Source organism: Pseudomonas sp. A-RE-22, assembly GCF_019956035.1.
Lineage (GTDB): Bacteria > Pseudomonadota > Gammaproteobacteria > Pseudomonadales > Pseudomonadaceae > Aquipseudomonas > Aquipseudomonas brassicacearum.
In genome coordinates this window covers 71,232-95,653 of sequence record NZ_JAHBCZ010000001.1, presented here as the reverse complement: position 1 = coordinate 95,653, position 24,422 = coordinate 71,232, and the positions used below count along the sequence as shown (strand labels likewise).

Annotated in this window: 23 protein-coding genes; 11 read left to right on the top strand and 12 right to left on the bottom strand. The window is 62.3% G+C overall.

Translation table 11 applies throughout. The annotated features are described in order from the left end of the window. Positions 1-46 precede the first annotated feature (46 nt). The 4 genes from KGA89_RS00445 to KGA89_RS00430 all read right to left on the bottom strand — a co-directional run bounded on the left by KGA89_RS00445 (position 47) and on the right by KGA89_RS00430 (position 6,668). Positions 47-829 carry a transporter substrate-binding domain-containing protein gene (locus KGA89_RS00445; RefSeq protein WP_223470193.1) on the bottom strand — a complete coding sequence of 261 codons (783 nt, stop codon included), beginning with the start codon at positions 827-829 and terminating at the stop codon, positions 47-49. A gap of 387 nt (positions 830-1,216) precedes the next feature. Continuing rightward, positions 1,217-2,905 carry an ATP-dependent DNA ligase gene (locus tag KGA89_RS00440; RefSeq protein WP_223470192.1) on the bottom strand — a complete coding sequence of 563 codons (1,689 nt, stop codon included), beginning with the start codon at positions 2,903-2,905 and terminating at the stop codon, positions 1,217-1,219. Beyond that, a complete protein-coding gene (locus KGA89_RS00435; protein WP_223470191.1) occupies positions 2,902-3,933 on the bottom strand; it encodes a ligase-associated DNA damage response exonuclease in 1,032 nt (343 codons plus the stop codon). Before KGA89_RS00435 ends, KGA89_RS00440 begins: the two co-directional genes overlap by 4 nt. A 284-nt stretch (positions 3,934-4,217) precedes the next feature. Continuing rightward, positions 4,218-6,668, bottom strand: a complete 2,451-nt coding sequence (locus KGA89_RS00430; RefSeq protein WP_223470189.1) for a penicillin acylase family protein — start codon at positions 6,666-6,668, stop codon at positions 4,218-4,220. A 207-nt stretch (positions 6,669-6,875) separates the two neighbouring features. On the opposite strand from KGA89_RS00430, the gene KGA89_RS00425 reads away from it, so the two are divergent. Then, the gene (locus tag KGA89_RS00425) at positions 6,876-7,433 is read left to right on the top strand and encodes a cysteine hydrolase family protein (RefSeq protein WP_003198418.1); all 558 of its coding nucleotides are present in this window, start codon (positions 6,876-6,878) and stop codon (positions 7,431-7,433) included. Positions 7,434-7,566: 133 nt separating this feature from the next. Here the strand turns inward: KGA89_RS00425 and KGA89_RS00420 are convergent, their stop codons facing one another. From KGA89_RS00420 to KGA89_RS00405, 4 genes are all read right to left on the bottom strand, one after another. Then, on the bottom strand, positions 7,567-7,770 hold the full coding sequence (locus KGA89_RS00420; RefSeq protein WP_003198420.1) for an SEC-C metal-binding domain-containing protein: 204 nt from the start codon (positions 7,768-7,770) through the stop codon (positions 7,567-7,569). Positions 7,771-7,775: 5 nt separating this feature from the next. Further along, the gene (locus KGA89_RS00415) at positions 7,776-8,261 is read right to left on the bottom strand and encodes an LEA type 2 family protein (protein WP_003198422.1); all 486 of its coding nucleotides are present in this window, start codon (positions 8,259-8,261) and stop codon (positions 7,776-7,778) included. Positions 8,262-8,330: 69 nt separating this feature from the next. Continuing rightward, positions 8,331-8,819 carry a YchJ family protein gene (locus KGA89_RS00410; RefSeq protein ID WP_003198424.1) on the bottom strand — a complete coding sequence of 163 codons (489 nt, stop codon included), beginning with the start codon at positions 8,817-8,819 and terminating at the stop codon, positions 8,331-8,333. Positions 8,820-8,821: 2 nt separating this feature from the next. After that, the gene (locus tag KGA89_RS00405; protein WP_027912089.1) at positions 8,822-9,319 is read right to left on the bottom strand and encodes a DUF6231 family protein; all 498 of its coding nucleotides are present in this window, start codon (positions 9,317-9,319) and stop codon (positions 8,822-8,824) included. A gap of 191 nt (positions 9,320-9,510) precedes the next feature. Between KGA89_RS00405 and KGA89_RS00400 the strand changes: the two genes are divergently transcribed. The 4 genes from KGA89_RS00400 (at position 9,511) to KGA89_RS00385 (ending at position 12,184) form a co-directional block, all read left to right on the top strand. After that, a complete protein-coding gene (locus KGA89_RS00400) occupies positions 9,511-10,206 on the top strand; it encodes an OmpA family protein (protein ID WP_212795596.1) in 696 nt (231 codons plus the stop codon). 90 nt (positions 10,207-10,296) lie between these two features. After that, positions 10,297-11,022: an OmpA family protein gene (locus tag KGA89_RS00395; RefSeq protein WP_003198431.1), complete on the top strand. Its 726-nt coding sequence runs from the start codon at positions 10,297-10,299 to the stop codon at positions 11,020-11,022. A gap of 138 nt (positions 11,023-11,160) precedes the next feature. Beyond that, complete coding sequence (locus tag KGA89_RS00390; RefSeq protein WP_003198434.1) at positions 11,161-11,433, top strand: DUF1145 domain-containing protein; 273 nt, start codon at positions 11,161-11,163, stop codon at positions 11,431-11,433. Continuing rightward, positions 11,426-12,184, top strand: a complete 759-nt coding sequence (locus KGA89_RS00385) for a hypothetical protein (RefSeq protein ID WP_003198436.1) — start codon at positions 11,426-11,428, stop codon at positions 12,182-12,184. The genes KGA89_RS00390 and KGA89_RS00385 overlap by 8 nt, the downstream gene beginning before the upstream one ends. Before the next feature lie 126 nt (positions 12,185-12,310). Here the strand turns inward: KGA89_RS00385 and KGA89_RS00380 are convergent, their stop codons facing one another. After that, a complete protein-coding gene (locus tag KGA89_RS00380) occupies positions 12,311-12,775 on the bottom strand; it encodes a CopD family protein (protein WP_003198438.1) in 465 nt (154 codons plus the stop codon). A 99-nt stretch (positions 12,776-12,874) separates the two neighbouring features. Between KGA89_RS00380 and dinG the strand changes: the two genes are divergently transcribed. The 4 genes from dinG to pdxH all read left to right on the top strand — a co-directional run bounded on the left by dinG (position 12,875) and on the right by pdxH (position 18,303). Beyond that, positions 12,875-15,019 carry an ATP-dependent DNA helicase DinG gene (dinG, locus tag KGA89_RS00375; protein ID WP_003198440.1) on the top strand — a complete coding sequence of 715 codons (2,145 nt, stop codon included), beginning with the start codon at positions 12,875-12,877 and terminating at the stop codon, positions 15,017-15,019. 236 nt (positions 15,020-15,255) lie between these two features. Next, on the top strand, positions 15,256-16,401 hold the full coding sequence (locus KGA89_RS00370) for an EstA family serine hydrolase (RefSeq protein ID WP_003198442.1): 1,146 nt from the start codon (positions 15,256-15,258) through the stop codon (positions 16,399-16,401). Positions 16,402-16,518: 117 nt separating this feature from the next. Next, on the top strand, positions 16,519-17,631 hold the full coding sequence (locus tag KGA89_RS00365) for an OmpA family protein (protein WP_003198444.1): 1,113 nt from the start codon (positions 16,519-16,521) through the stop codon (positions 17,629-17,631). Between the two features lie 24 nt (positions 17,632-17,655). Beyond that, a complete protein-coding gene (gene pdxH, locus KGA89_RS00360; protein ID WP_003198446.1) occupies positions 17,656-18,303 on the top strand; it encodes a pyridoxamine 5'-phosphate oxidase in 648 nt (215 codons plus the stop codon). On the opposite strand, the gene KGA89_RS00355 is transcribed toward pdxH, so the two are convergent. After that, positions 18,300-18,536 carry a hypothetical protein gene (locus KGA89_RS00355; protein ID WP_003198448.1) on the bottom strand — a complete coding sequence of 79 codons (237 nt, stop codon included), beginning with the start codon at positions 18,534-18,536 and terminating at the stop codon, positions 18,300-18,302. The two genes, pdxH and KGA89_RS00355, sit on opposite strands and share 4 nt — an antisense overlap. Positions 18,537-18,705: 169 nt before the next feature. Between KGA89_RS00355 and KGA89_RS00350 the strand changes: the two genes are divergently transcribed. Then, on the top strand, positions 18,706-19,170 hold the full coding sequence (locus KGA89_RS00350; protein WP_003184697.1) for a glycine zipper 2TM domain-containing protein: 465 nt from the start codon (positions 18,706-18,708) through the stop codon (positions 19,168-19,170). Positions 19,171-20,094: 924 nt separating this feature from the next. Here the strand turns inward: KGA89_RS00350 and nhaA are convergent. Continuing rightward, positions 20,095-21,282, bottom strand: a complete 1,188-nt coding sequence (nhaA, locus tag KGA89_RS00345) for a Na+/H+ antiporter NhaA (RefSeq protein ID WP_223470187.1) — start codon at positions 21,280-21,282, stop codon at positions 20,095-20,097. 267 nt (positions 21,283-21,549) lie between these two features. Between nhaA and KGA89_RS00340 the strand changes: the two genes are divergently transcribed. Next, the gene (locus KGA89_RS00340; RefSeq protein WP_003198456.1) at positions 21,550-22,644 is read left to right on the top strand and encodes a PLP-dependent cysteine synthase family protein; all 1,095 of its coding nucleotides are present in this window, start codon (positions 21,550-21,552) and stop codon (positions 22,642-22,644) included. Positions 22,645-22,802: 158 nt separating this feature from the next. Here KGA89_RS00340 and KGA89_RS00335 read toward each other — a convergent pair whose 3' ends face one another. Then, on the bottom strand, positions 22,803-24,416 hold the full coding sequence (locus KGA89_RS00335; RefSeq protein ID WP_003198458.1) for an NAD(P)/FAD-dependent oxidoreductase: 1,614 nt from the start codon (positions 24,414-24,416) through the stop codon (positions 22,803-22,805). Between the last annotated feature and the right edge of the window lie 6 nt (positions 24,417-24,422).

The following is a 24,422-nucleotide window of genomic DNA, read 5'->3' as shown; positions in this document are numbered from 1 at the left end:
TTGGCAGGAGAAAAGCGCCCATCCGAGACCGGATGGGCGCAGCGCATTATTTGCCGCTGTACAGATTCAGATCGCCAAAGTGTTTTTTCTGGATCTCGGCGTATTTGCCGTCGTCGTGTAACGCTTTGATACCTTTATCCAAAAGTGCCTTCAGCTCACTGTTACCTTTCTTGATACCGATCGCGGTCTTGGCGGGCAACAGCTCGCTGTCCACCGGCTTGCTGATTTCATAGCCTTCGCCTTTTGGCGATTTCAGGAAGCCCAATTCGGCCTGCAGCATGTCCTGGATCGCTGCATCGAGGCGGCCGGAGGTCAGGTCGGAATAAACCTGGTCCTGGTTCTGGTAGGCCTGGGTCTTGACGCCGGCCTTGTCCAGCACGGCCTTGGCGTAGGCTTCCTGGATGGTGCCTTGCTCGTAGCCGACGGTCTTGCCTTTGAGCGAGGCAACGTCTTCGCTCAGGCCCGAGCCCTTCTTGAAGACATAGGCCGTTGGGCCGGAGAACAGCTCGCTGGAGAAGTCGATGGCTTTTTCGCGAGCCGGGGTAACGGTCATGGAGGAGATCACGCCGTCGAATTTATTGGCCTTGAGGCCTGGGATCATGCCGTCGAAATCGCTTTCGACCCATTTGCATTTGACCTTCAGCTCTGCGCAGATCGCGTTGCCCAGATCGATGTCGAAACCGACCAGGCTGCCGTCGGCGGCTTTGGACTCAAACGGGGCGTAGGAAGGATCGACACCAAAACGCAGTTCCTTGTATTCCTTGGCCGTGGCGATGCCAGCAGCCATGCACAACGCCAGTGCAGAAAGGGTCAGCAGTGCTTTTTTCATTATTCAATCCCTAAAACCAATATGAGCGCTTGTGGCGCGTAAGTATTGTTACCGGTGAAGGCGAGAACGGTATGACGGCATAAAGGTAGCAATTTCCGAACCAGAGTGCCGAACAAGTGTTTTAAAAGCTTCGACGGCTGGCAACGGAATGCGATGGTGCGCGGGGATGAGCGTACATCAAAAGATGCACCGGGATGGAGCGTGCGTTGTTTGGGAAACGCTATGGGGTGAGCCATTATTTGTGGCGAGGGGATTTATCCCCGTTGGGCTGCGCAGCAGCCCCAACAGTCAGTCGCCTCGGAGTGTCAGGTTGTTCATCTCAGGCTTTTTGGGGCCGCTTCGCAGCCCAGCGGGGATAAATCCCCTCGCCACAAAGAGCGTACCGCGCTATTTCAGCAGGTCCTGAAGCGTTGCCAAGGTATCTGCCTCTTCGACGGTTTTATCCTGGCGCCAGCGCAACATCCGTGGAAAGCGCACCGCGATCCCGCTTTTGTGGCGATTGGACAGGGCGATGCCTTCGAAACCCAGTTCGAACACCAGGGTGGGTGTGACGCTGCTCACCGGGCCGAACTTCTCCACGGTGGTCTTGCGCACGATGCTGTCGACCTGGCGCATTTCTGCATCGGTCAGCCCTGAATAAGCCTTGGCAAACGGCACCAGCGTGCGCTCGCGACTGTCCGGCGGGTTGTCCCATACGGCGAAGGTGTAGTCGCTGTACAGGCTGGCGCGCCGGCCGTGGCCGCGCTGGGCGTAGATCAGCACCGCGTCGACGCTGAAGGGGTCGATCTTCCATTTCCACCACACGCCCATGTCCTTGGTGCGACCGACGCCGTATAGCGCGTTGCGAGCCTTGAGCATCATGCCCTCGACACCGAGGCGGCGAGAGGCTTCGCGTTGCCGGGCGAGGTCGAACCAGTCCTGGCCGGTGACCGTCGGCGATGGCAACAACACCGGGCTGTGAACACGGGCGATCAGCGCTTCCAGCCGTTCGCGGCGCTCGGCCTGGGGGCGGCTGCGCCAGTCCTCGCCTTGCCATTCCAGCAGGTCGTAGGCCATCACCACCACCGGGGCATCCTCGAGGATTTTCTTGCCCAGGGTCTTGCGACCGATGCGCTGTTGCAACAGGGCGAAGGGTTGCACCGCCGGCTGCAACGGCGCGTCCGGGTCGAAGGCGTCCCCGGTCACCGGCCGGGCGGTTTTCCACACGACGATTTCGCCATCGATCACGGTACCGTCGGGCAGTACCTGCGCCAGGGCGTGCAGTTCGGGGAAGCGCTCGGTCACCAGTTCCTCGCCTCGAGACCAGACCCATAAATGGCCATCGCGCTTGATCACCTGGGAACGGATGCCGTCCCATTTCCATTCCACCTGCCAGTCGTTGGCCGGTCCCAGCAGGGTGTCGAATTGCTCCACCGGGGCAGACAGGGCATGGGCCAGGAAAAACGGATAAGGCTGGCCGCCGCGCTGGGCATGTTCATCGGCGGATTCGGCCGCGATCAGCTTGAGGTAACTGGCGGCCGTCGGACGATGGGACAGGTCGGTGTAGCCCACCAGGCGTTGGGCCACCCGCTTGCTGTCCAGGTTGGCCATGCCGGCCAGGGCCCGGGTTACCAGCAGTTTTGACACGCCGACGCGAAAGCTGCCGGTAATGAGCTTGATGCACAGCATCAGGCTCGGCCGATCGAGTTGCGCCCACAGCGCCGGGAGCTGTTCAGCCAGGATTTCGGGCGACTCACCGCGCAACGGCAGCAGCTTCTCTTCGATCCACAGCGCCAGGCCTTCATCGGAGCTATGGGGCGATTCGGGTATTACCAGCGAAATGGTTTCGGCCAGGTCGCCCACGGCCTGATAACTTTCCTCGAACAGCCAGAGCGACAATCCGGATACCTGGACCGCCAACTCCCGCAGGATTTTTACCGGCACCAGTTGCCGTGGTCGCCCGCCGGACAGGAAGTACACGGCCCACGCCGCGTCCTGAGGCGAGGCCTTGGTGAAATAGGCTTGCATGGCGGCAAGCTTGGCATTGCTGGAGGTGGTGGCGTCCAGTTCGGCGTACAGCTCGGCGAAGGCTTTCATGACGCCTCCTCACCGCTGTCGGTGGCCGTGGCGAGGTCTTCTTCATCGTCACCGTATTCGGTGCTGAACCCCTGGGCGTCGAGACCTTGCTCGCAGAGATGGCGCACCAGCACGCTTACCGAGCCGTGGGTGACCATCACCCGCTCGGCGCCGGTCTGTTCGATGGCCCAGAGCAGGCCAGGCCAGTCGGCGTGGTCGGACAGCACAAAACCCCGGTCCACGCCGCGCCGCCGTCGCGTACCGCGCAGGCGCATCCAGCCGCTGGCGAAGGCGTCGCTGTAGTCGCCGAAGCGGCGCATCCAGCTGCTGCCACCGGCAGAGGGCGGGGCGATGACCAGCGCCCGGCCCATGATCGGGTCGTTCTTGTTGATGTCGCTGGCATAAATTGTCGGCGGCAGGTGAACACCGGCCTCGCGGTAGACCCGGTTCAGTGGCTCCACCGCCCCATGGGCCAGGATCGGGCCGAGGCTTTCATCGATGGCGTGAAGAATCCGCTGGGCCTTGCCGAAGGAATAGCAGAACAACACGCTGGCTCGGCCGGCGGCGATGTTCCCGCGCCACCACTGGTTGATCTCTTCGAAGATCTGCGCCTGGGGCTGCCAGCGGTAGATTGGCAGGCCGAAGGTCGATTCAGTGATGAAGGTATGGCATTTCACCGGCTCGAACGGGGTGCAGGTGCCGTCAGGCTCGACTTTGTAATCCCCCGACGCCACCCAGACCTCGCCTTGATATTCCAGCCGCACCTGGGCCGAGCCCAGCACATGGCCGGCGGGGTGAAAGCTCAAGGTCACGCCATGATGCGACAGGCGTTCGCCGTAGGGCAGGGTTTGCAGGTTGATGTCCTGGCCCAGGCGTGAACGCAGAATGCCTTCGCCGGGTGCCGCTGCCAGGTAGTGTTGGTTGCCGCTGCGGGCATGGTCGCCGTGGGCGTGGGTGATGACCGAACGTTCCACCGCACGCCACGGGTCGATGTAGAAATCCCCGGGCGGACAGTACAAGCCTTCGGGGCGGGCAATGACAAGATCCATGCGGTCACCGGAGCGATGGGCTTGTCAGGTAGAGGCGAGGGTAAGGGGAGAAGTTCTATCGGATTTTCGGGGGGCAGGATCGGGTGATGGGATGGACAAATGTGGCGAGGAAATCTAGCAAAACGTCGCCCCGCCCCGCTGGCCTGTGGGACTGTAGGAGCTGACGAGTGCAACGAGGCTGCGATCTTTCCCCTGATGCTTGAATCTCAAGCGAAAGATCAAAAGATCGTCCGAACGCGGCCCGAGCCTTCGGCAGCTCCTACAGGGCAATGAACAGCCTGCTGTTATTTGCCAGGCACCAGGGTCAACCGCGACTTGCCATAGCCCCGATCGAAATTCTGCGATTGCAACGGCAGGCTCTGGTACTGCCCCTTGATCCATGGATCGATGCCATTGGCGTAGTTCGGGCTGACCGGGTTGCCGGACTGTCCGGCACCATCCTGGATCATCAACGGTTCAGGCTGGCCGAAGTCGATGATAAAGCGCATGGCTGGCGCCAGGGTGGTGTTGAAGTCCTGCCCCTCAGCGAACGCTGCGGTGTTGAGCGTGCTGGCGTCGCCACCGGCCGGCAGCGGGCCGCGTACGATCTGGCTGTTGCTGTTCTTCCACGCGTAGCGATGCAACTGGCCCCACTGCCAAGCCTTGCGATCACCGCCCAACTGGCTTTCACCGGCGCTGATGGTGGCGGCCAGGCTGCGGGCGAGGATGACGGCCTTGTCTTCTTTCTGAGGTGTGCGCACATCGTCCCAGAACGGGCTGTCTTCACGCCCCAGCAGATGATCGGCCTGGGCCGAGTAGGACAATTGGCCGTTGGCGACCAGCGCCTTCCACGCCGGGCTGCTGTCCGGGCCCAGTTCGTCGAGGAAAATCTGCTTCATGCTTTCCTGCAGGAACAGCTCATAGATCGCCGCGTCGGCGGAGGTCGGGCTGAGCCGGCCATCAAATGCCATCAAGCGAGTGTAGGCCTCGCGGGCCTTGGCCCGGTCAGCCACCGGCAGGGCTTCGATCGCCTGTTTGAGCGGCTGGGCCATGCCCGGTGCTTCGAAGACTTTCTTGAGCTTGGCCGCGAACGTCGTGCCTTGGTCATATTGCATGGCGGTCAGGCTGCGAGTGTCGTGCTTGCCCGCGCCGGCCAGCTCGGCCATGCGTTCGCCACGCTCCGGTGCGGCCCACGAGTTGGACAGCTGCATGCCATAGCCGTGTGGGATGACCCGTTGGTTGGCCGTGCCAAGCCAGCCCTGGGCCGGGTCCTGATCATAAGGGTGCAGCATCGGGTCGGCGTAACCGTCCCAATCGTAGCGACCGTCCCAACCCGGCGACGGCAACAGGCCTTCGCCTTCACGGCGGTTTGGATAGCGACCGGTGACTTGCCAGCCGATATGGCTGGCGTCGGCAAATACCAGGTTCACCGCCATGGCGCGGATTTCCCGGCTGGCGTCGGAGGCTTTCTCGACGGTCTGCGCCCGGGACAGGTCGAAGAAGGCATCCAAAGTCTTGTCGTCGCTCAAGCTCGGCGTCTGCAAGGCCAGGCCAAAGCCGTTGGCCATGGCCGGGCCCTGGGCGCTGTTGAGCAGCGGGCCGTGACGGGTCTCGAACACCGCTTCACGAATCGGCCGCTGGCCTTTGATGAAATAGGTTTCGTTGCGCACGATCGCTGGCTGCCATTTGCCGTTGACCTCATAGGACAGGCTGTTGCCCTGGCGGCGGATTTTTTCCAGGAACAGATCCTGGTTGTCCCCCAGTACGCTGGTCATGCTCCAGGCCACTTTGCCGTTGAACCCGGCCAGGATCATCGGGATCCCCGCCACGGAAATCCCGGCCGCCTGGTACTTGGGTGCGCGGATCTGTACGGGGCTCCACAGCCCCGGCATGCCCAGCGGCCCATGGCTGTCGCTGGCCAACAGGCTCTTGCCGCTGCGGCTGCGTTGCGGCGCGATGGCCCAGTTACTCGAAGACGCAGCGCTCAAAAGGTTCAGCTCGGCCAACTGGCTGGTGGCCTTGCTGATCTCGTTCAGGCCCGGAATCTGGCCATTGAGTCGCAAGCCCTGGAGTTTGTCGGCCTCGGCCATGGGCAGTGGTTCGTCTGGATAGGACGGGCTCAGCCAGGCGAGTTTGTCATTGGTGACGGTCTGGGCCAGTACCAGGCTGGCGATTTCTTCCGGCAGGTTGGCTGACTGGCTGAAATTCAGCAGGCAGAACATCAGCGCCGAGTCTTCCGGTTTCCAGTATTCGGGTTTGTAGCCGGTGGCGGCCAGGTCCGACGGCAACTTGTCGCGGTAGCGGAACAGGTAGGCGTTGACGCCGCGGGCATAGACTTCGAAGAAGCGCTTGAGCCGTGGCGAAGATGCCTTGTACAGCTCGTCGGCGTTTTTCTTCAGGTTGACGGCGCGCATGTAGCGGTCGACGTCCAGCCGTTCGGCGCCGGACATCTCTGCCAGCCGCCCCTGGGCCAGTAGGCGCAGGGTCACCATCTGGGTGATGCGATCGCTGGCGTGGACGTAGCCGAGGGTGAACAGGGCGTCATGGAAGCTGTTGCTTTCGATCAGCGGCATGCCCGTGGCATTGCGCCGGACCGAGACGTTCTGCGCCAGCCCCTTGAGCGGTTGCACACCGGAAGTCGGTGGGACAGTGTCCTGGGCATTCCAGGTCTGGCATCCGCTCAAGCCGAGCACACTGGCCACTGCGGCGGCAACGCCGAGCCGGGGGATAACGGAAATAGAGGCTGGCGAGGCCATGGCAAAGCTCCTGCGGGAGGGGGGGTGGCACCAATAAAGGCGCTACGTTAGTGAGCAGGAGGGGGCCGCGCAAGCGGGGCGAGGGTTATTTGTTGGTTTGGCGATGAAACTCCGGGGCTGGGGCATCGCTTTTGCTCGAAGGCTTGCCTGTAGGAAGAGGTGATGCTCAAGTGTGGAAGATTCAGTGATCGAGAAGAGAAAACTGGTATGGAGCTACAACACAACGCAGCGCTGATCCTCATCGATCAACAAAAAGGCATCCTTCATCCCAGACTCGGCCCTCGCAACAATCCCGAGGCAGAGCTGCGCATGCTCGAGCTACTGGCTTTATGGCGACACACGGCACGACCGGTGATTCACGTCCACCACTTGTCCCGCTCGCCGGACTCGGTGTTCTGGCCGGGGCAGTCGGGCGTGGAGGTCCAGCCACGGTTCGAACCGCTGGCGGGGGAAGGGCTGGTGCAGAAACAAGTACCGGATGCGTTCAGTGGCACGCGCCTGGAGGAAGACCTGCGCAGGGCGGGCATCGGGCAACTGGTGATCGTCGGCGTGGCGACGCACAACTCGGTGGAGTCCACGGCGCGTACGGCCGGCAACCTGGGATTCGACACGTGGGTGGTCGAGGATGCCTGCTTTACCTTCGACAAGAGCGATTACTTCGGCAACGCCCGTTCGGCGGCCGACGTGCATGCCATGTCCCTGGGCAACTTGCATGGCGAGTATGCGACGGTGGTTGCTGTGAAGCGGATTTTGCAGGCGGGCTGACAGACAGGTGCTGAATGTGCCGGCCTCATCGCGAGCAGGCTCGCTCCCACATTGATTCTTCGCAAATCTCCTGTGGGAGCGAGCTTGCTCGCGATGACGGTCTAGCAGGCGAAAAGGTTTTTCGCCCGGACCCTCAAGCCCCGTGGCACTTCTTGAATTTCTTGCCATTGCCGCACGGGCAAGGGTCGTTGCGGCCGACATCCTTCAGGGCGTTGCGCACCGGTTCCTGGTGGGCGTGGCCGCAGTTCGGACCGTGGACATGGCCGTGGTCATGATCGTGATGATGGTCGTGATCGTGGTTGCAATCAGGGCCATGGACGTGGGGTTGTTGGGTCATCGGGGTTACTCCGCAATAAAATCGGCGGCGATTATCACGCCATTGCGTTCCAGGTGCACGTAGTGAGCGATGAATAATCCGGTTTCCAGCTCACCTTCCAGACGATAGGGGATCTGTTCCCGGGGTTTCTCCAGCAACTTCACCACCTGCCGCACCTGCGGCCACAGGTTGGTGCGGATCGGCACCTTGAAGTAGGCGCTGTGCCGGGGGCTCACGGTGAACCAGTGTTCATGCTCACCTTCGGTCAGCAACAGGTCGCCCAGGTGGATGCGGTATGTCAGGCCGCGAACGGTCAGGTCGCTGTCGCCGGGGTTATCGACGCGAAAGTGCAGCATGAACTTCTGTTCCAGCAGCCGGGCCCGCACCACCTCGACCTTGACCAGGTGCACCTGTGGTTCAGGGGCTTCTTCACCTTGCCAGGACGCGCAACCGCCGAGCCCGACGAACAGCAGCAGGCAGGTGATGCGCAGCAGGAGTGATGTGGCGGTCATGTCCGAGCCTCTGGTTTACCCCCAGTCTAGCCCCATGGGCCGATGGATGAGTGTCGGACATTTGCGAGATCAACGATTGAAGTAGCCGGCGCAGCACTTTTTGAATTTATGCCCGCTACCGCAAGGGCAGCCGTCGTTGCGGCCGGTCTTGACCGGTACGGTCGGGTCGATGAAGTACCAGCGCCCGCTGTTCTGTACGAAGGAGGACTGCTCGCGGTGGCTGTGCTCGCCCTGGCCGTCGTGCCAGCGTGCCGTGAACGTGACAAAGGCGTGTTCCGGTTGACCACCGAGCACTTCGCTGCTTTCCACTTCCAGCCCCAACCAGGTGCTGTTGGCGCTCCACTCGCTGATCGACTGGCGATCGAGGCCTGGCTGCTGGGCGGGCAGGGTGGTGGCGACCAGGTAATCAACCAGCCCCAGCACATAGGCGCTGTAGCGCGAGCGCATCAAGGCTTCGGCGCAGGGCGCCGGGTGACCGTCGTGGTAGTGGCCGCAGCAGGCGTCCAGTGGGTTTCCACTGCCGCAGGGGCAAATGGGTGTGTGCGGGCTTGTGTTCACGGTTACCACCAGTATTTTCCAAAATTTTCCGGGTTGGCCCAAAAGCGCGAGTTGAGCCAGTCGGGGACCTGTTTGTATTCAAGCAGATCGTAGGTAAACAGGGTCAGGACCTGATCTTCGCGCTGGAATCGCTCGCTGGCTTGCAGGGCCAGGGAAAAAAAGTCCGTCTCTTGCCAGCCGCAGGCGTTGAGGTCTGCCAGCACGGCGATGCGGCTGGCATTGAGATTGCGGATGCCACCCAACAGGTTCAGACCCTCGCGCTTGGGCAAATGCTCCAGGCAATCGAGCGCCAGGGCCAGGTCAAAACGCCGCGCCGCCACCTCCGCCGGCAGTGCGCCGGGGCTGGCGTGGACCACTTCGGTGTCGGGATGGGCCTGCTGGAATGCTTCGAGCGCGGGAAAGCCGCTGGCACCGATCAATAGCAGTTTTTGCGGGGCATAACGGTCAAGCACGGCCGCCAAGGCTTGCTGGGGCGTACGCGCAGAAATGGCAACGGTCATCGAAGTTCCTCAGTCAGAACCACCACGATAGCCTGCCCGGACATCGTGGCCTAGAGCGGTTTGTCCCTGAACGTGCGGAATCTTCGCAAACACGGGGCGAAAACCCGCGATTACTCAGGCTGGCGCAGATTCGAAGACGGGTCTTTACTCCCCTGAATCGGCGACAAGCCGATCCCTCAAGGAGAAAACCGATGAGCATAGTTCGGACAGCGTTACCCCTGGTTCTGCTAACCAGTGTGTTGACTGGTTGCGCAGGTTTGCAGAAAACCGACTGGCCGACCTGTGCCGCCGTCGGCGGTGTGATCGGCGCAGGCTTGGGCGCCACCGAAAGTAGTTCCTGGGCTGGCGGCGGCGCGTTGTTCGTCGGTGGCATGGCGGCGGCTTATTGCTGGGTACACGGCGATGGCGATGAAGACGGCGATGGCGTGCCGGACAGCCGCGACAAGTGCCCGGGCACACCGAAGGGCGTGCAGGTCGATGCCGACGGTTGCCCACCTCCCGCACCACCGCCAATGGCTGAAGAGCCTCCAGTGGTCAAGGAAGAAACCATCGTGATCCGCGACGTGCACTTTGAGTTCAACAAAGCCACGCTGACCCCGGCCGACAAAAATGTCCTGAGCGGCGTTGCGACCCGGCTGAAACAGGAAACGTCCACCACGCAACTGCGGGTCACCGGCCATACCGACAGTGTCGGCAGCGATGCCTACAACCAACGGTTGTCGGAGAAACGGGCCAACTCGGTGGTGCAGTACCTGGTCGACAACGGCGTACCGCGTGCCAGTTTTGTCTCGGTGTCCGGCGCCGGTGAGAGCCAGCCGGTGGCCGATAACAAGACCGCCGACGGCCGCGCAATGAACCGTCGCACGGAAATCAAGATAAACCGTTGAAACCCTTGCCATCCGCGGCTTGTGGAGTTGCGGATGCGGGTCTTTACTCCTGTGTGACCGGTATGGGCCGGTGACACAGGAGCCTTCATCATGAACGTTCTAATCAGGGCCGCCTTACCGGTACTGCTGGCGAGCAGTCTGTTGTCCGGTTGCGCCACTCACAGCGACGGCAGCGCACCTCTCAATCAACGCACCTGGCCAATCTGTAGCCTGATCGGCGGCCTGGTCGGTGGCGGGTTGGGGGCCATTGAAAGCAGCGGTTGGGCCGCCGGTGGCGCCGCGTTGGGGCTGCTGGGCGGTGGTTTGATCTGCTACGCCCAGGATGGCGATGAAGACGACGACGGGGTGTTCGACCGCCGCGACCGTTGCCCTGATACACCGGCCAATACCCCTGTCGAACATCACGGTTGCCCGGTGCCGCAATACCCGGCCAGTGCCCCACCTGTGGAGCCTGAAGCACCGGCTAGCGAGGTCATCACCCTCAACGATGCCGGCAAGGTACTGTTCGATTTCGACAAATCCGACCTCACCGCAGAAGCTCGAAGCCAGCTCGATGGGCTGATGGGCAAGCTCAGCCATGCCAATGTCGCCAGCATCCGGGTCGTGGGTCACACCGACAGTGTCGGCAGTGATGCCTATAACCAGGGGCTGTCTGAACGTCGGGCCAGCAGCGTCGTGGAGTATTTGCTGACCCAGGGGCTGGCCCCCGACAAACTCACCAGCGAAGGCAAAGGCGAAAGCGAGCCGGTGGCCGACAATGAGACCGACGAAGGACGGGCGCAGAACCGTCGGGTCGAGCTGCATATCCAGCGTTGAAGCGCGGGCCAGGGCTACCGGGTCGTCGGGAAGGCGAGCCGGGGCTCAGGTTAGATTAAATTTGCCTGACCCTCTGGCTTATCCTGCGCGCAAGCCGTTACTGTGCGCGCAAAGAATAATTCCCGATCAGGGGGGCATATGAAGGTGTTTTGGGGGCTGGGGCGCTTGCTGACCCTGTTGTTCTGGCTGGTGGTGCTGGTCAATCTGGTCGTGCCGTTCGTCCATCCGCTGCATCTGCTGGTCAACGTCGCCGGCGCGTTTTTGCTGGTGCTCCATGTGCTGGAACTGCTGTTGTTCAGGGCCAGTTTCCGTGGCCGCCCCGCGCCAGGTCGTGATCGCCTCAGAGTGCTGCTGTTCGGTATCTTCCATTTGCAAACCCTCCCGACCGCGCCAGAGGCTTCCCATGCGTAAATTGTGTCTGCTCGCCGCACTCGTATGCCCGTGGGCTTCGGCCCAGGTGGTCCAGGTCGAAAGCCATTCGTTGATGCGCCTGCCCAACACCACCAGCACCCTGGCCCTCGAGCGACTGGACGTGGCCGACTACGGCACGCTGCTGGTGCCTTCCAATGTCACTGAACTGACCATCGATCAATTGCACCTGGGACGTGAGGCGCGGATCGCCATCGTGCCGGCGCAGCAGGTATTGGAAATGAAAGTGGCCCAGGCTGAGCTGGCCGAGGGCAGCCAGATCACTTCACGCGGCGCACCGGGTACCTATACCAAGGCCGCGCGGCCTGGGCGCGATCTCAACCTGCGTTTCAATGCCTTGAATGCGCCGCTGTTGTCGGTGGATGCCCGCGGTGGTACCGGTGCGCCGGGTTTCGTCGGTCTTGACGGCGCCAATGGCCAGGCGCCGGGTTGCACCTGGGGTTCGGCCGGTCGCGGGGCCGACGGCAGCAATGGCAGCGATGGCCAGCCGGGTGCGGCCGGTGCGCTGGTACGCCTTGAACTGCCCCGCGCCTATCCTGCCGAGCAGATCAAAGTGACGGTGGACGGCGGTGCCGGTGGCGCGGCGGGGCACGGCGGCAAACCCGGGGCGGGAGGCAAGGCCAAGGGCTGCCTGGTCTATACCGCTGACGGCGGCAAAAGCGGTCGTCCTGGCGCTGACGGTCAGCCTGGGCCTGCCGGAGCGGCTGGGGTGGTAACGGTGCAGCGGTTCTGAAGAAAAACCTGATCTGAACCTGTGGGAGCGAGCTTGCTCGCGATAGTGGTATGTCAGTCACATAAGGCTGACTGATCCACCGCTATCGCGAGCAAGCTCGCTCCCACAGGGTCTTGTACAATCTTTTCAGAACATCGGTCGCGCCGCGCCAATCGCCACCACCAGCAAGCCGATCAACAGGTTGATCCCCACCAACCGCCGAATCTTCCCCAGCACCGCCGCACCCGCCGGCCAGTCCTGCGCCGTCACGGCGCTACGCAATGCCGGCAGCTGCAGGCCTTGGATGCGGATAAACAGCGCTGTCATCACCACGTACAACCCCATCATCACCTGCACGTACCGCGGCGCGGTTTCGAAACCGGCGAAGCGCACATGGATCAGGCCTACACCGCTGATCGGTAAAAGCACCACGGCGACCCAGACCCAGACGAAAAAACGCTGAAACACTTCTACCCACAGCTTGAGCCGGGCAGGGCCCTCAAGCGCCGTCATTGCGGCGGGGCGCAGGATCATCCAGGCGAAAAACATGCCGCCGACCCAGACCAGGGCCGCCAGTAAATGCAGGGTGTAGACGAGGGCAAAGGGTGTCATTGGGTTACTCCGTTCTGCGCAGGATTCATTAGCGGGGTATGATAGCCGCCGATCCGAACCACTGAAAATTTATCCAGCGTTTTTAGCGCCCGACCATACATGATCAGCACCGAACTCAAAACCACGATCCAGGGCGCCTATTCGCGTTTTCTCGAAGCCAAGAGCCTCAAGCCGCGATATGGCCAGCGCCTGATGATTGCCGAAGTGGCAAAAGTCCTGGGTGACATCGACACCGACGACGAAGGTCGGCGCAGTGGCGAGCCCGCTATCGTGGCGGTGGAGGCCGGCACCGGTACCGGCAAGACCGTGGCCTACAGCCTGGCGGCGATTCCCACTGCCAAGGCCGCCGGCAAACGCCTGGTGATCGCCACGGCCACCGTCGCCCTGCAGGAGCAGATCGTCTACAAGGACCTGCCCGACCTGATGCGCAATAGCGGGCTGAATTTCACGTTCGCGCTGGCCAAGGGCCGTGGGCGCTACATGTGCCTTTCCAAGCTCGACATGTTGCTCCAGGAAGGCCACGCGCAGACCGCCACGGCCCAGTTGTTCGAAGAAGAAGGCTTCAAGATTGAAGTCGATGAGGCCAGCCAGAAGCTGTTCACCAGCATGATCGAGAAGCTGGCCGGCAATAAATGGGACGGCGACCGCGACAGCTGGTCCACGGCCCTGGAAGACGCCGACTGGTCCCGCCTGACCACCGATCATAGCCAGTGCACCAACCGGCATTGCCCGAACTTCGGCCAGTGCGCCTTCTACAAGGCTCGCGAAGGCATGGGCAAGGTCGACGTCATCGTCACCAACCACGACATGGTGCTGGCCGACCTGGCCCTGGGCGGTGGTGCGGTGCTGCCGGACCCGCGCGACACGATCTACGTGTTCGACGAAGGTCACCACCTGCCGGACAAGGCCATCGGCCATTTCGCCCATTACACCCGGCTGCGCTCCACCGCCGACTGGCTGGAAACCACTGCCAAGAACCTCACCAAACTGTTGGCCCAGCATCCATTGCCGGGCGACCTGGGCAAGTTCATCGAGCAAGTGCCGGAGCTGGCGCGGGAAATCAAGACGAACCAGCAGTTCATGTTCACCGCTTGCGAGCAGGTGGCCGACTTCAAGCCCGGCGAAGACGTCGAGGGCCGCGAGCGGCCACGCCATCGGTTTGTCGGCGGGGTGATCCCCGAGCACATGCGCGAAATGGGCATCGAGCTCAAGAAAGGTTTCGCACGCCTGACCGACCTGTTCACGCGCCTGACCGACCTGCTCAAGGAAGGCATGGATGGCGAGGTCAACATCGGAATCGCCAGCAACCAGGCCGAGGAGTGGTACCCGCTGTTTGGCAGCCTGTTGTCCCGCTCACAAGGCAACTGGGAACTGTGGACGGCCTTCACCGCCGAAGACCCGGAAGACAACCCGCCAATGGCGCGGTGGCTGACCCTGGCCGAAAGCGGTTCGCTGTTCGATATAGAGGTCAATGCCAGCCCGATCCTGGCGGCGGAAATGCTGCGTCGCAACCTGTGGAACGTGGCCTATGGCGCGCTGGTGACGTCCGCCACGCTGACCGCCCTGGGCACGTTCGACCGCTTCCGCATGCGCGCCGGCCTGCCGAAGAAAGCCGTGACCGCCGTGGTCCCGAGCCCCTTCCACCACGCCGACGCCGGCGTGCTGCGGGTGCCGGACCTCAAGGCCGATCCGCGGGATGCCGCTGCCCACACGGCGGCGATCATCCGCGACCTGCCGGAACTGGTGGAAGGCTCACGGGGCACCCTGGTGCTGTTTTCCTCGCGCAAACAGATGCAGGACGTGTTCGATGGCCTTGACCGTGACTGGCGCAAGCAGGTGTTCATCCAGGGCAACCTGTCGAAGCAGGAAACCCTGAACAAACACAAGGCGCGGGTCGATGGTGGGGATTCCAGCGTGCTGTTCGGCCTGGCGAGTTTTGCCGAAGGCGTGGACTTGCCCGGTGCCTATTGCGAGCACGTGGTGATTGCCAAGATTCCGTTCTCGGTCCCCGATGACCCGGTGGAAGCCGCGCTGGCCGAGTGGATCGAAGCCCGAGGCGGCAACCCGTTCATGGAAATTTCCGTACCGGACGCTTCGCTGAAGCTGGTCCAGGCGTGTGGCCGCCTGCTGCGCACCGAGGAAGACCGCGGCACCATCACCTTGCTCGACCGCAGGCTGGTAACCCAGCGCTATGGCAAGGCGATCCTCAACGCGCTGCCGCCGTTTCGGCGGGAGATTTCCTGAGGCTGCTGCGATTTCACGGTGAAGCAATGTATTTGTGGGAGCAAGGCTGCCCGCGATGAAGGCACCTGAGTTTCAGAAAGACCTCGCGGGCCTCATCGCGGGCAAGCCTTGCTCCCACAGGTTCTTCTTGCCTCGGTGGGCATGCTTAGCCAGCCGTCTTGCGACGGTTCCCAAAAACCCTAATGGCTGAAACAATGCCTGCCACCTTAAAAGTGTTTGTTTCAAGGGAGTTACGGGTGCAGATTCAAGGCCATTATGAACTTCAGTTCGAGGCGGTGCGTGAAGCGTTCGCGGCGCTGTTCGATAATCCCCAGGAGCGCGGCGCGGCGTTGTGCATCCAGGTGGGTGGTCGCACGGTAATCGATCTGTGGGCCGGTACCGCCGACAAGGATGGCCATGAAGCCTGGCACAGCGACACCATCGCCAACCTGTTTTCCTGCACCAAGACCTTCACCGCCGTCACCGCCCTGCAACTGGTGGCCGAAGGCAAGTTGCAGCTGGATGCCCCGGTAGCCCGCTATTGGCCCGAGTTTGCCGCCGCCGGCAAGCAATCCATTACCCTGCGTCAGTTGCTCTGCCATCAGGCCGGGCTGCCGGCGCTGCGTGAATTGCTGCCGCCCGAAGCGCTTTATGACTGGCAAGCCATGGTCGATGCCCTGGCCGCCGAAGCACCTTGGTGGACGCCGGGCGAGGGTCACGGTTATGCCGCGATCACCTATGGCTGGCTGATCGGCGAGCTGCTGCGAAGGGCTGATGGGCGTGGTCCGGGTGAGTCCATCGTGGCCCGTGTGGCCAAGCCGTTGGGCCTGGATTTTCATGTTGGCCTGGCCGACGAGGAGTTTCATCGCGTGGCCCACATCGCCCGTGGCAAAGGTAACGTCGGCGATGCCGCGGCCCAACGCCTGCTGCAGGTGACGATGCGCGAGCCCACGGCCATGACCACCCGGGCCTTCACCAACCCGCCGTCGATCATGACCAGTACCAACAAATCGGAGTGGCGGCGCATGCAGCAACCGGCGGCCAACGGCCACGGTAACGCCCGTAGCCTGGCCGGGTTCTATGCGGGGCTGCTGGATGGCAGCCTGCTGGAAGGTGAAATGCTCGATGAACTGACTCGCCAGCACAGCTTCGGCGAGGATAAGACTTTGTTGACCCAGACCCGTTTCGGCCTGGGTTGCATGCTCGACCAGCCGGATGTGCCGAATGCGACCTACGGCCTCGGCCCACGGGCGTTCGGTCATCCGGGGGCCGGGGGCTCCTTGGGTTTTGCCGACCCGGAACATGATGTGGCTTTTGGCTTCGTGACCAACACGCTCGGGCCTTACGTATTGATGGACCCGCGCGCGCAGAACCTTGCGAAGGTACTTGCCACTTGTCTATAAAACGCCATTGAAGGCGGCGGGCACCGGAACCTCGGGGCCTTTTCAGTTTCCAAGCGACTGTTTATGCGGCCAAAACATGGCCTTTATTTTCCATTTACATCATTTTGTGGATATCCAATGTCATCGAATAAAACCCTCGCTCTGGCGCTGTGCTTCGCTATCACCGGTTGCGCACAAACCCCACAAAATGATGCCGAAGGCGGCAGTAGCTGGTGGTCGTTCGGCTCTTCCGACAAGGTCGTGGCCAAGGACACGGCGCCAGCGGCGCCTCTGAAACCGGCCGCCGTCGCACCGCAAGCCAAGGCGGAGAGCGCCACCCACTGGTGGTGGCCGTTCTCTTCCGATGATGCTGCCGACGTTGCGAAGAAAGATGACGTCAAGCCCCAGGACAAGCCTGAAGCCAAGGCGCCGGCCGTTGCCAAGGCCGAAGCCGAAAGCAACGGCAAGTGGTGGTGGCCGTTTGGCGGCAAGGATCAGGAAACCGCCAAGGCGGTGCCGATGCCCGATCCGAAAGTCACCCAGGCCTGGCTCGACGACTACGAGCCGAAGCTGCGCACGGCTATCCAGGACAGCAAGCTCCAACTCGAGCGCCGCGACAACGTGCTGGTGGTCACCGCGCCCGTGGACGGCTCCTTCAACCCGGACCGTCCGGCCATGCTGCTGCCCGTGACCCTAGGGCCGTTCACCCGCGTGGCGAAGATCCTTGAAGCCGACCCCAAGACCGCCGTGCTGATCCTCGGCCACGCCGACACCTCGGGCGCCGCACCTGCGAACCTGAAGCTCAGCCAGGAGCGTGCCCAGTCCGTGGCGGCGATTTTCCGTCTCAGCGGTCTGCAACGTGATCGCCTGATGCTGCGCGGCATGGGCGCAGTGGCGCCACGTGCGGCCAACGACAGTGTGGAAGGGCGTGCCTTGAACCGTCGCGTGGAACTGCTGGTCACGCCGGCCAACACCATGGTTGCGCTGCTGAGTAAATACAACATGCCAGCCCCCGCACCAGTGACGCTGGTGGCGGCCCAGGACGTGAAGCCCGTGGCCCCGGCCCCAGCGCCTGCGGCGAAAAAAGCCGTGACCCCGACCAGCAAAAAAGCACCGGCCAAAAAAGCCGTGGCCAAGGCACCTGCCAAGAAAGCCCCTGCCAAGGCCACTACCCCGGCGAAGAAAACCCAACCGGCCAAAGCCGCCACCGATACCAAGAAAGTCGCGGCCGCCGATACCCCCAAGCAGTGATGGGCTAACCACAAGGAACGCGCCATGACCCAACCGCTGGCTGATATGCGCCGCGACTACACCCGCGATGGCTTGACCGAGGCGCAAGCTCCGGCCGAGCCGTTTGCACTGTTCCACCAATGGTTCGCCGACGCGGTGAAAACCGAACAGGCCCCGGTGGAGGCCAACGCCATGACCTTGGCGACGGTGGATGCAGAAGGGCGCCCGCATTGCCGGATCCTGCTGCTCAAGGGCCTGGATGCCCTGGGTTTCACGTTCTTCACCAACTACGACAGCGCCAAGGGCCAGCAATTGGCCGCGAATCCATTCGCGGCCATGACGTTTTTCTGGCCGGCCCTGGAGCGCCAGGTGCGCATCGAGGGCAAAGTGGTGAAGGTCACCGCGCAGGAGTCGGACGCGTATTATCAGGTTCGCCCGCTAGGCAGCCGCCTCGGCGCCTGGGCTTCACCCCAGAGCCGAGTGATTTCAGGGCGCGCTGAGCTGGACGACTTGCTCAAGGCCACCGAACAACGCTTCAGCGACAGCCAACCGCACTGCCCGGAACATTGGGGCGGTTATCGTTTGCTGCCCGAGCGCATCGAGTTCTGGCAGGGGCGTCCGAGCCGCCTGCACGATCGCCTCAACTACCGCCTGCAAGGGGCGAACTGGACGCGCGAGCGTCTGGCGCCTTAACTTTCTGGGTAACCTGCCGCAGCGGTTTTAAGCCATTGCGGCAAGTCCCGGCGCTTGACCCCTTGCTCCCGGGCGCGGGCCAATTGTTGCAGCATGTAGGTCTTTTTCTGCTCATCCTGCCCCGCCAGGGACAGCGCCAGGTCGCGGTCCATCCAGCGTTTGATTCGTACGTACAGCCACCAGTGGAAGTACAAACCGGCCACGGTGACCGCGACGATGATGAAATAATCCATGAAAATCCCCGGGTTGATGACGCAGGTTTCGGAAATTGGCGCTACTGTTTGGTGAATTTTTCGGGTGCGCCTGTATCCCACCTGAATGAAAACAATTTTATCCCGGCGAGGCCGTGACAGGCGTCAAGCTGCGGAGTTTAATGAATCCCTGTCTTTTGGAGTTGATGCTATGCGTAAGTCTGTTTTGCTGGTTGCTTCCTTTTCCACGATGGCGATGTTGCTCACTGGCTGTCAGTCGAGCCTGACCGGTGACTCCTACTCCCGTGACGAAGCGCGTCGCGTGCAGACGATTCGCATGGGGACCATCGAGTCCTTGCGCCCTGTGAAGATCGAAGGCACCAAGACCCCAATCGGCGGTGCGGCCGGTGCGGTGGTCGGTGGTGTCGGTGGCAGCGCCATCGGTGGTGGCCGTGGCAGCATCGTCGCCGCTGTGATTGGCGCGGTGGCTGGTGGCCTGATTGGTTCTGCGACTGAGGAAGGCCTGACCCGTACCCAGGGTGTGGAAATCACCGTTCGTGAAGATGACGGTAGCATGCGCGCCTATGTGCAGCAGGTTCAGGAGAACGAGGTGTTCCGTGTGGGTGAGCGGGTTCGTATTTCCACTGTGGATGGTACGAGTCGCGTATCGCACTAAGCTTGAGTCGGTAAGAGAAAACGGCGCTTATTCCGGGAATGGAAAGCGCCGTTTTTTTATGGGGTTGGATTGGATTGGGTACATATCCGTTGCTGTGGTAACGGCCACTTAGGGTTCCGCCCTGACGGCGGCTCACTTTTGAAAAGCGCAAAAGTAACCAAAACGCTCTTGCCCCACCACTCGGTGCCTCGCCTAGGCTCGGCATGCCTGAACGAAGGCCTTGCTCCGTGGGCCCGCCGCGAAGGGCCATCCATGGCCCAGCGCGGCTACCTCGGCATCCATGCCGAGGTGCCCACTGCGCAAGGCCTTCGTTCAGCCATCGTGGTTAACGGGGCGCCCCAGATCAAAAACAGAACCGAGGCGGCCTGATAGCCGACCTGGTTCTGGGTGGGACCGTGTTTCTCCTGTGGGAGCGGGCTCCGGGTGCACACGAATAGGGCGCCTGCTGAAGATCCAATGTGGGAGCGAGCCTGCTCGCGATGGCGGTGGTTCAGTTACATGGATGCTGGGCTTGCTGGCCTCATCGCGAGCAAGCTCGCTCCCACAGGAAAAACGCGGTCCCACCCAGAACCAGGTCGGCTACTAGGCACGCCTCGTGGCGGACGTTGATCTCGGCGCCCCGTTAACCACGCTGGCCGAACGCAGGCATTGCGCAGTGGGTATCCCGGCATGGATGCCGGGATAGCCGCGCTGGGCCATGGATGGCCCTTCGCGGCGGGCCCACGGAGCAATGCCGGAGTGAGGGCACACCGAGCCTAAGCGAGGTGCCAAGTGGTGGGGCAGAAGCGCTTTGCTTACTTTCGCGCTTTTCGAAAGTGAGCCGCCGTCAGGGCGGAACCCTAAGTGGCCGTTACCGCAGAAACGGATATACACACCATTCCTTAACCTCCCATGGCTCTCAAGACGCTAACGCAGAAGCAAGGATCAACCAGGCAATGCAGGCTGCTTGCGACTGGCCGCCGCCGTCACCGCATAACCCAACAACGCCGCCAGTATCGAACCAGTGAGAATCCCCATCCGGTCCATGCCCGCATAGTCGCTGACACCCGGCTCAAACGCGAGGGAGCCAACGAACAGGCTCATAGTGAACCCGATACCGCACAGGATCGCCACCCCCAATACCTGGCCCCAGTTGGCGCCAAGGGGCAGGCTGGCGATGCCGACTTTCACGGCCAGCCAGGTCAGGCCGAAGACGCCGACGGTCTTGCCCAGCAACAGGCCGATGGCAATGCCCATTGGCACATGATGGGTGAAGCTTTCGACGGTGACGCCGCTCAGGGACAAGCCGGCGTTGGCGAAGGCGAACAGCGGCAGGATGCCATAGGCCACCCAGGGATGCAGGGCATGTTCCAGGGTGAGCAGGGGCGAAGTCTCGGCGTTTTTCGTGCGCAGCGGGATGCAGAACGCGAGGGTTACCCCGGCCAGGGTGGCATGGACACCGCTCTTGAGCACGCAGACCCACAGAATCAGGCCCACAACCATGTAGGGCCCGAGCTTGACCACGCCCATCCGGTTCATCGCCACCAGTGCGGCGATGCAGGTTGCCGCCAGTATGAGCGACAGGCTGGACAGGGCGCCGGAGTAAAAGATCGCGATGATGATAATGGCGCCCAGGTCGTCGATGATCGCCAGGGTCATCAGGAACAGCTTGAGCGACACCGGCACCCGCTTGCCCAGCAAGGCCAGCACGCCGAGGGCGAACGCGATGTCGGTGGCCGTCGGAATTGCCCAGCCGGCGAGGGCGGGAGGATTGTCGCGGTTGAGGAACCAGTAGATCAGCGCCGGCACTACCATGCCGCCAATCGCTGCTGCACCGGGCAAGACGATTTGCGACGGTTTCGACAGTTGCCCGCCGAGGACCTCTCGCTTGACTTCGAGGCCGATGAGCAGGAAGAACATCGCCATCAAGCCGTCGTTGATCCACAGCAACAAGGGTTTGGCGATCTTCAACGCGCCGACCTGGGCGACCACCGGCGTGTCCAGCAGACCGTTATACAGCCAGGACAGCGGTGAATTATTGATGGCCAGGGCCAGCAGGGCGGCGGCGATCAGCAGCAGGCCGCTGGCAGCCTCCAGTTGGAAAAAACGTGTCAGAGAATTACGTAGAGCCACGATCGCTCTCCATTCATTGAATCAAAAGATGGCACACCCTAACCCGTACTGTTAGTTGTTAAAACAAAAGTTATATTCTTTTTTGTTATATGTCGTTACAACGCTTGCTCCACGCAGTCAGGCAGTTATGGGCCATATTGGACCTTAGCTGTACCTGTGCGCGATGTCGGTTTTTTCCTAAGCTTGCGACTGGTTTTTCCGAGACCACGTTGCGCCTGCATGACCATCAGCTTTCCCCGCGTCGAACCGAGCCAGTGAGAAAACAACATGAACGACCATCGCCAGTGGGCGCGCGAAGCGATCCGCATCATCGAGGCTGACTTCCAGCGCAGCGCCGATACTCACCTGATTCCGCTGCCGCTGCCTGGCCTGCCGGGCATCGAACTGTATTTCAAGGATGAGTCCAGCCATCCCACCGGCAGCCTCAAGCACAGACTGGCTCGTTCGCTGTTTCTCTACGCGTTGTGTAACGGCTGGCTCAAGCCCGGAGCGCCGGTGATCGAGGCCTCCAGCGGCTCGACGGCGATTTCCGAGGCTTACTTCGCCAGGTTGCTGGGCCTGCCGTTCATTGCGGTAATGCCGGCGACCACCTCCCGGGAAAAAATCGCACAGATCGCTTTTTATGGCGGCCAGAGCCACCTGGTGGACGATCCTACGCAGATCTACGCCGAATCCGAACGTTTGGCTCACGAGCATGATGGACACTTCATCGACCAATTCACTTATGCCGAGCGCGCCACGGACTGGCGGGCCAATAACAACATTGCCGAATCGATCTTCCAGCAGATGCGCTTCGAGCGGCACCCGGAGCCGAGCTGGTTGATTTCAAGCCCCGGCACTGGCGGCACCACGGCCACTCTGGGGCGCTACGTCCGTTATCGCCAGCACGGTACCCGCGTGCTGTGTGCCGACGCCGAGCGTTCAGTGTTCTTCGACTACTACCGCAGCGGCGATGCCAGCCTGCGCCTGGATTGCGGTTCACGCATCGAGGGTATCGGCCGGCCACGGGTCGAGGCGTCGTTCTTGCCGAAAGTCATCGATGCGATGGTCAAGGTCCCGGACGCCTTGTCATTGGCGGCCATGCATTACCTGGCCCAGCGCTTGGGACGACGGGTCGGCGGGTCCAGCGGCACCAACCTGATCGGCGCACTCATGGCGGCCCGGCAGATGGTGGATGCGGGTGAGTCGGGGTCGATCGTGGCGATTTTGTGTGACGGTGGCGAGCGCTACGCCACGACCTATTACGACCCGGTGTGGCTCAAGGCCCAGGGGTATGAGTTGAGCGGGCTGATGGACATCGTGGCGGCGTGTGTGGAACGGGGCGAGGCGCTGCCGGAGAGCGTGTTGCGGGCCAATATCTGAATCACTGAGGTCCCTTGTGGGAGCGAGCTTGCTCGCGATAGCGGTGGATCAGTCAACATCTGTGTTGATGACAGGCCGCCATCGCGAGCAAGCTCGCTCCCACAGGGTCATGCTGTTCACTCAGGCAAATTCTGCCTTGAGTGAACAGCATCGGCCCCTCAGGCCTCGAGCCCGAGGATATCCCGCGCCACCGCCTCGGCAATCCGGATCCCGTCCACGCCCGCCGACAGGATCCCGCCGGCATAACCGGCGCCTTCACCGGCCGGGAACAGGCCCTTGACGTTCAGGCTCTGCAGCGATTCGTTGCGGGTGATGCGCAGGGGCGATGAGGTGCGGGTTTCGATGCCAGTCAGCACGGCGTCGTGCAGCGAGTAACCGCGAATCTGTTTCTCGAACGCCGGCAGGGCCTCGCGGATCGCTTCGATGGCGAAATCCGGCAGGGCCAGGGCCAAATCGCCCAGGGACACCCCGGGCTTGTAGGACGGTTCGACGCTGCCCAGTGCCGTAGACGGTTTGCCGGCGATAAAGTCACCCACCAGTTGCGCCGGGGCCTCGTAGTTGCTGCCACCGAGTACGTACGCGTGGGATTCCAGGCGTTCCTGCAACTCGATCCCGGCCAGCGGGCCACCGGGATAATCCACTTCCGGGGTAATCCCGACGACGATGCCGGAGTTGGCGTTGCGCTCGTTGCGCGAATACTGGCTCATGCCGTTGGTCACGACGCGGTTCGGCTCGGACGTCGCGGCTACCACGGTGCCGCCCGGGCACATGCAGAAGCTGTACACCGAGCGACCATTCTTGGCGTGGTGCACCAGTTTGTAGTCGGCGGCGCCAAGTTTCGGGTGGCCGGCGTACTTGCCCAGGCGCGCGCTGTCGATCAGCGATTGCGGGTGTTCGATACGGAAACCCACCGAGAACGGCTTGGCTTCCATGTACACGCCGCGGCTGTGGAGCATGCGGAAGGTGTCCCGGGCGCTGTGACCCAGGGCCAGGATCACATGTTTCGAATGAATCTGTTCGCCGCTGGCCAGTTCGACGCCGACCAGTTGGCCGTCTTCGATCAGCACATCGGTGACCCGCTGCTGGAAGCGTACTTCGCCGCCCAGGGCGCGAATCTGCTCACGCATGGTTTCCACCACACCTGTCAGACGGAACGTGCCGATGTGCGGCTTGCTGACGTAGAGGATTTCTTCCGGCGCTCCGGCCTTGACGAATTCGTGCAAAACCTTGCGGCCAAGGAATTTCGGATCCTTGATCTGGCTGTAGAGCTTGCCGTCGGAAAACGTCCCCGCGCCGCCTTCACCGAATTGCACGTTGGATTCGGGGTTAAGCACGCTTTTGCGCCACAGGCCCCAGGTGTCCTTGGTGCGCTGGCGCACTTCCGGGCCACGCTCGAGGATGATCGGCTTGAAGCCCATCTGTGCCAGCAGCAGGGCGGCGAAGATCCCGCACGGACCGAAGCCGACCACGATCGGCCGTTCGCTCAAGTCGGCCGGTGCCTGGCCCACCACTTTGTAGCTGACATCCGGCGCCTCGTTGACGTTACGGTCATCGGCGAACTTGCGCAGCAGGCTGGCTTCGTCGCGCACCGTCAGGTCGATGGTGTAGATGAAGCACAGTTCGGAGGATTTCTTGCGCGCGTCGTAGCTGCGCTTGAACAAGGTGAAGTCGAGCAGGTCATCGCTGGCGATACCCAGGCGCTGCACGATGGCGGGGCGCAGGTCTTCTTCGGGGTGGTCGATCGGCAGCTTGAGTTCGGTGATTCGTAACATGGTGGG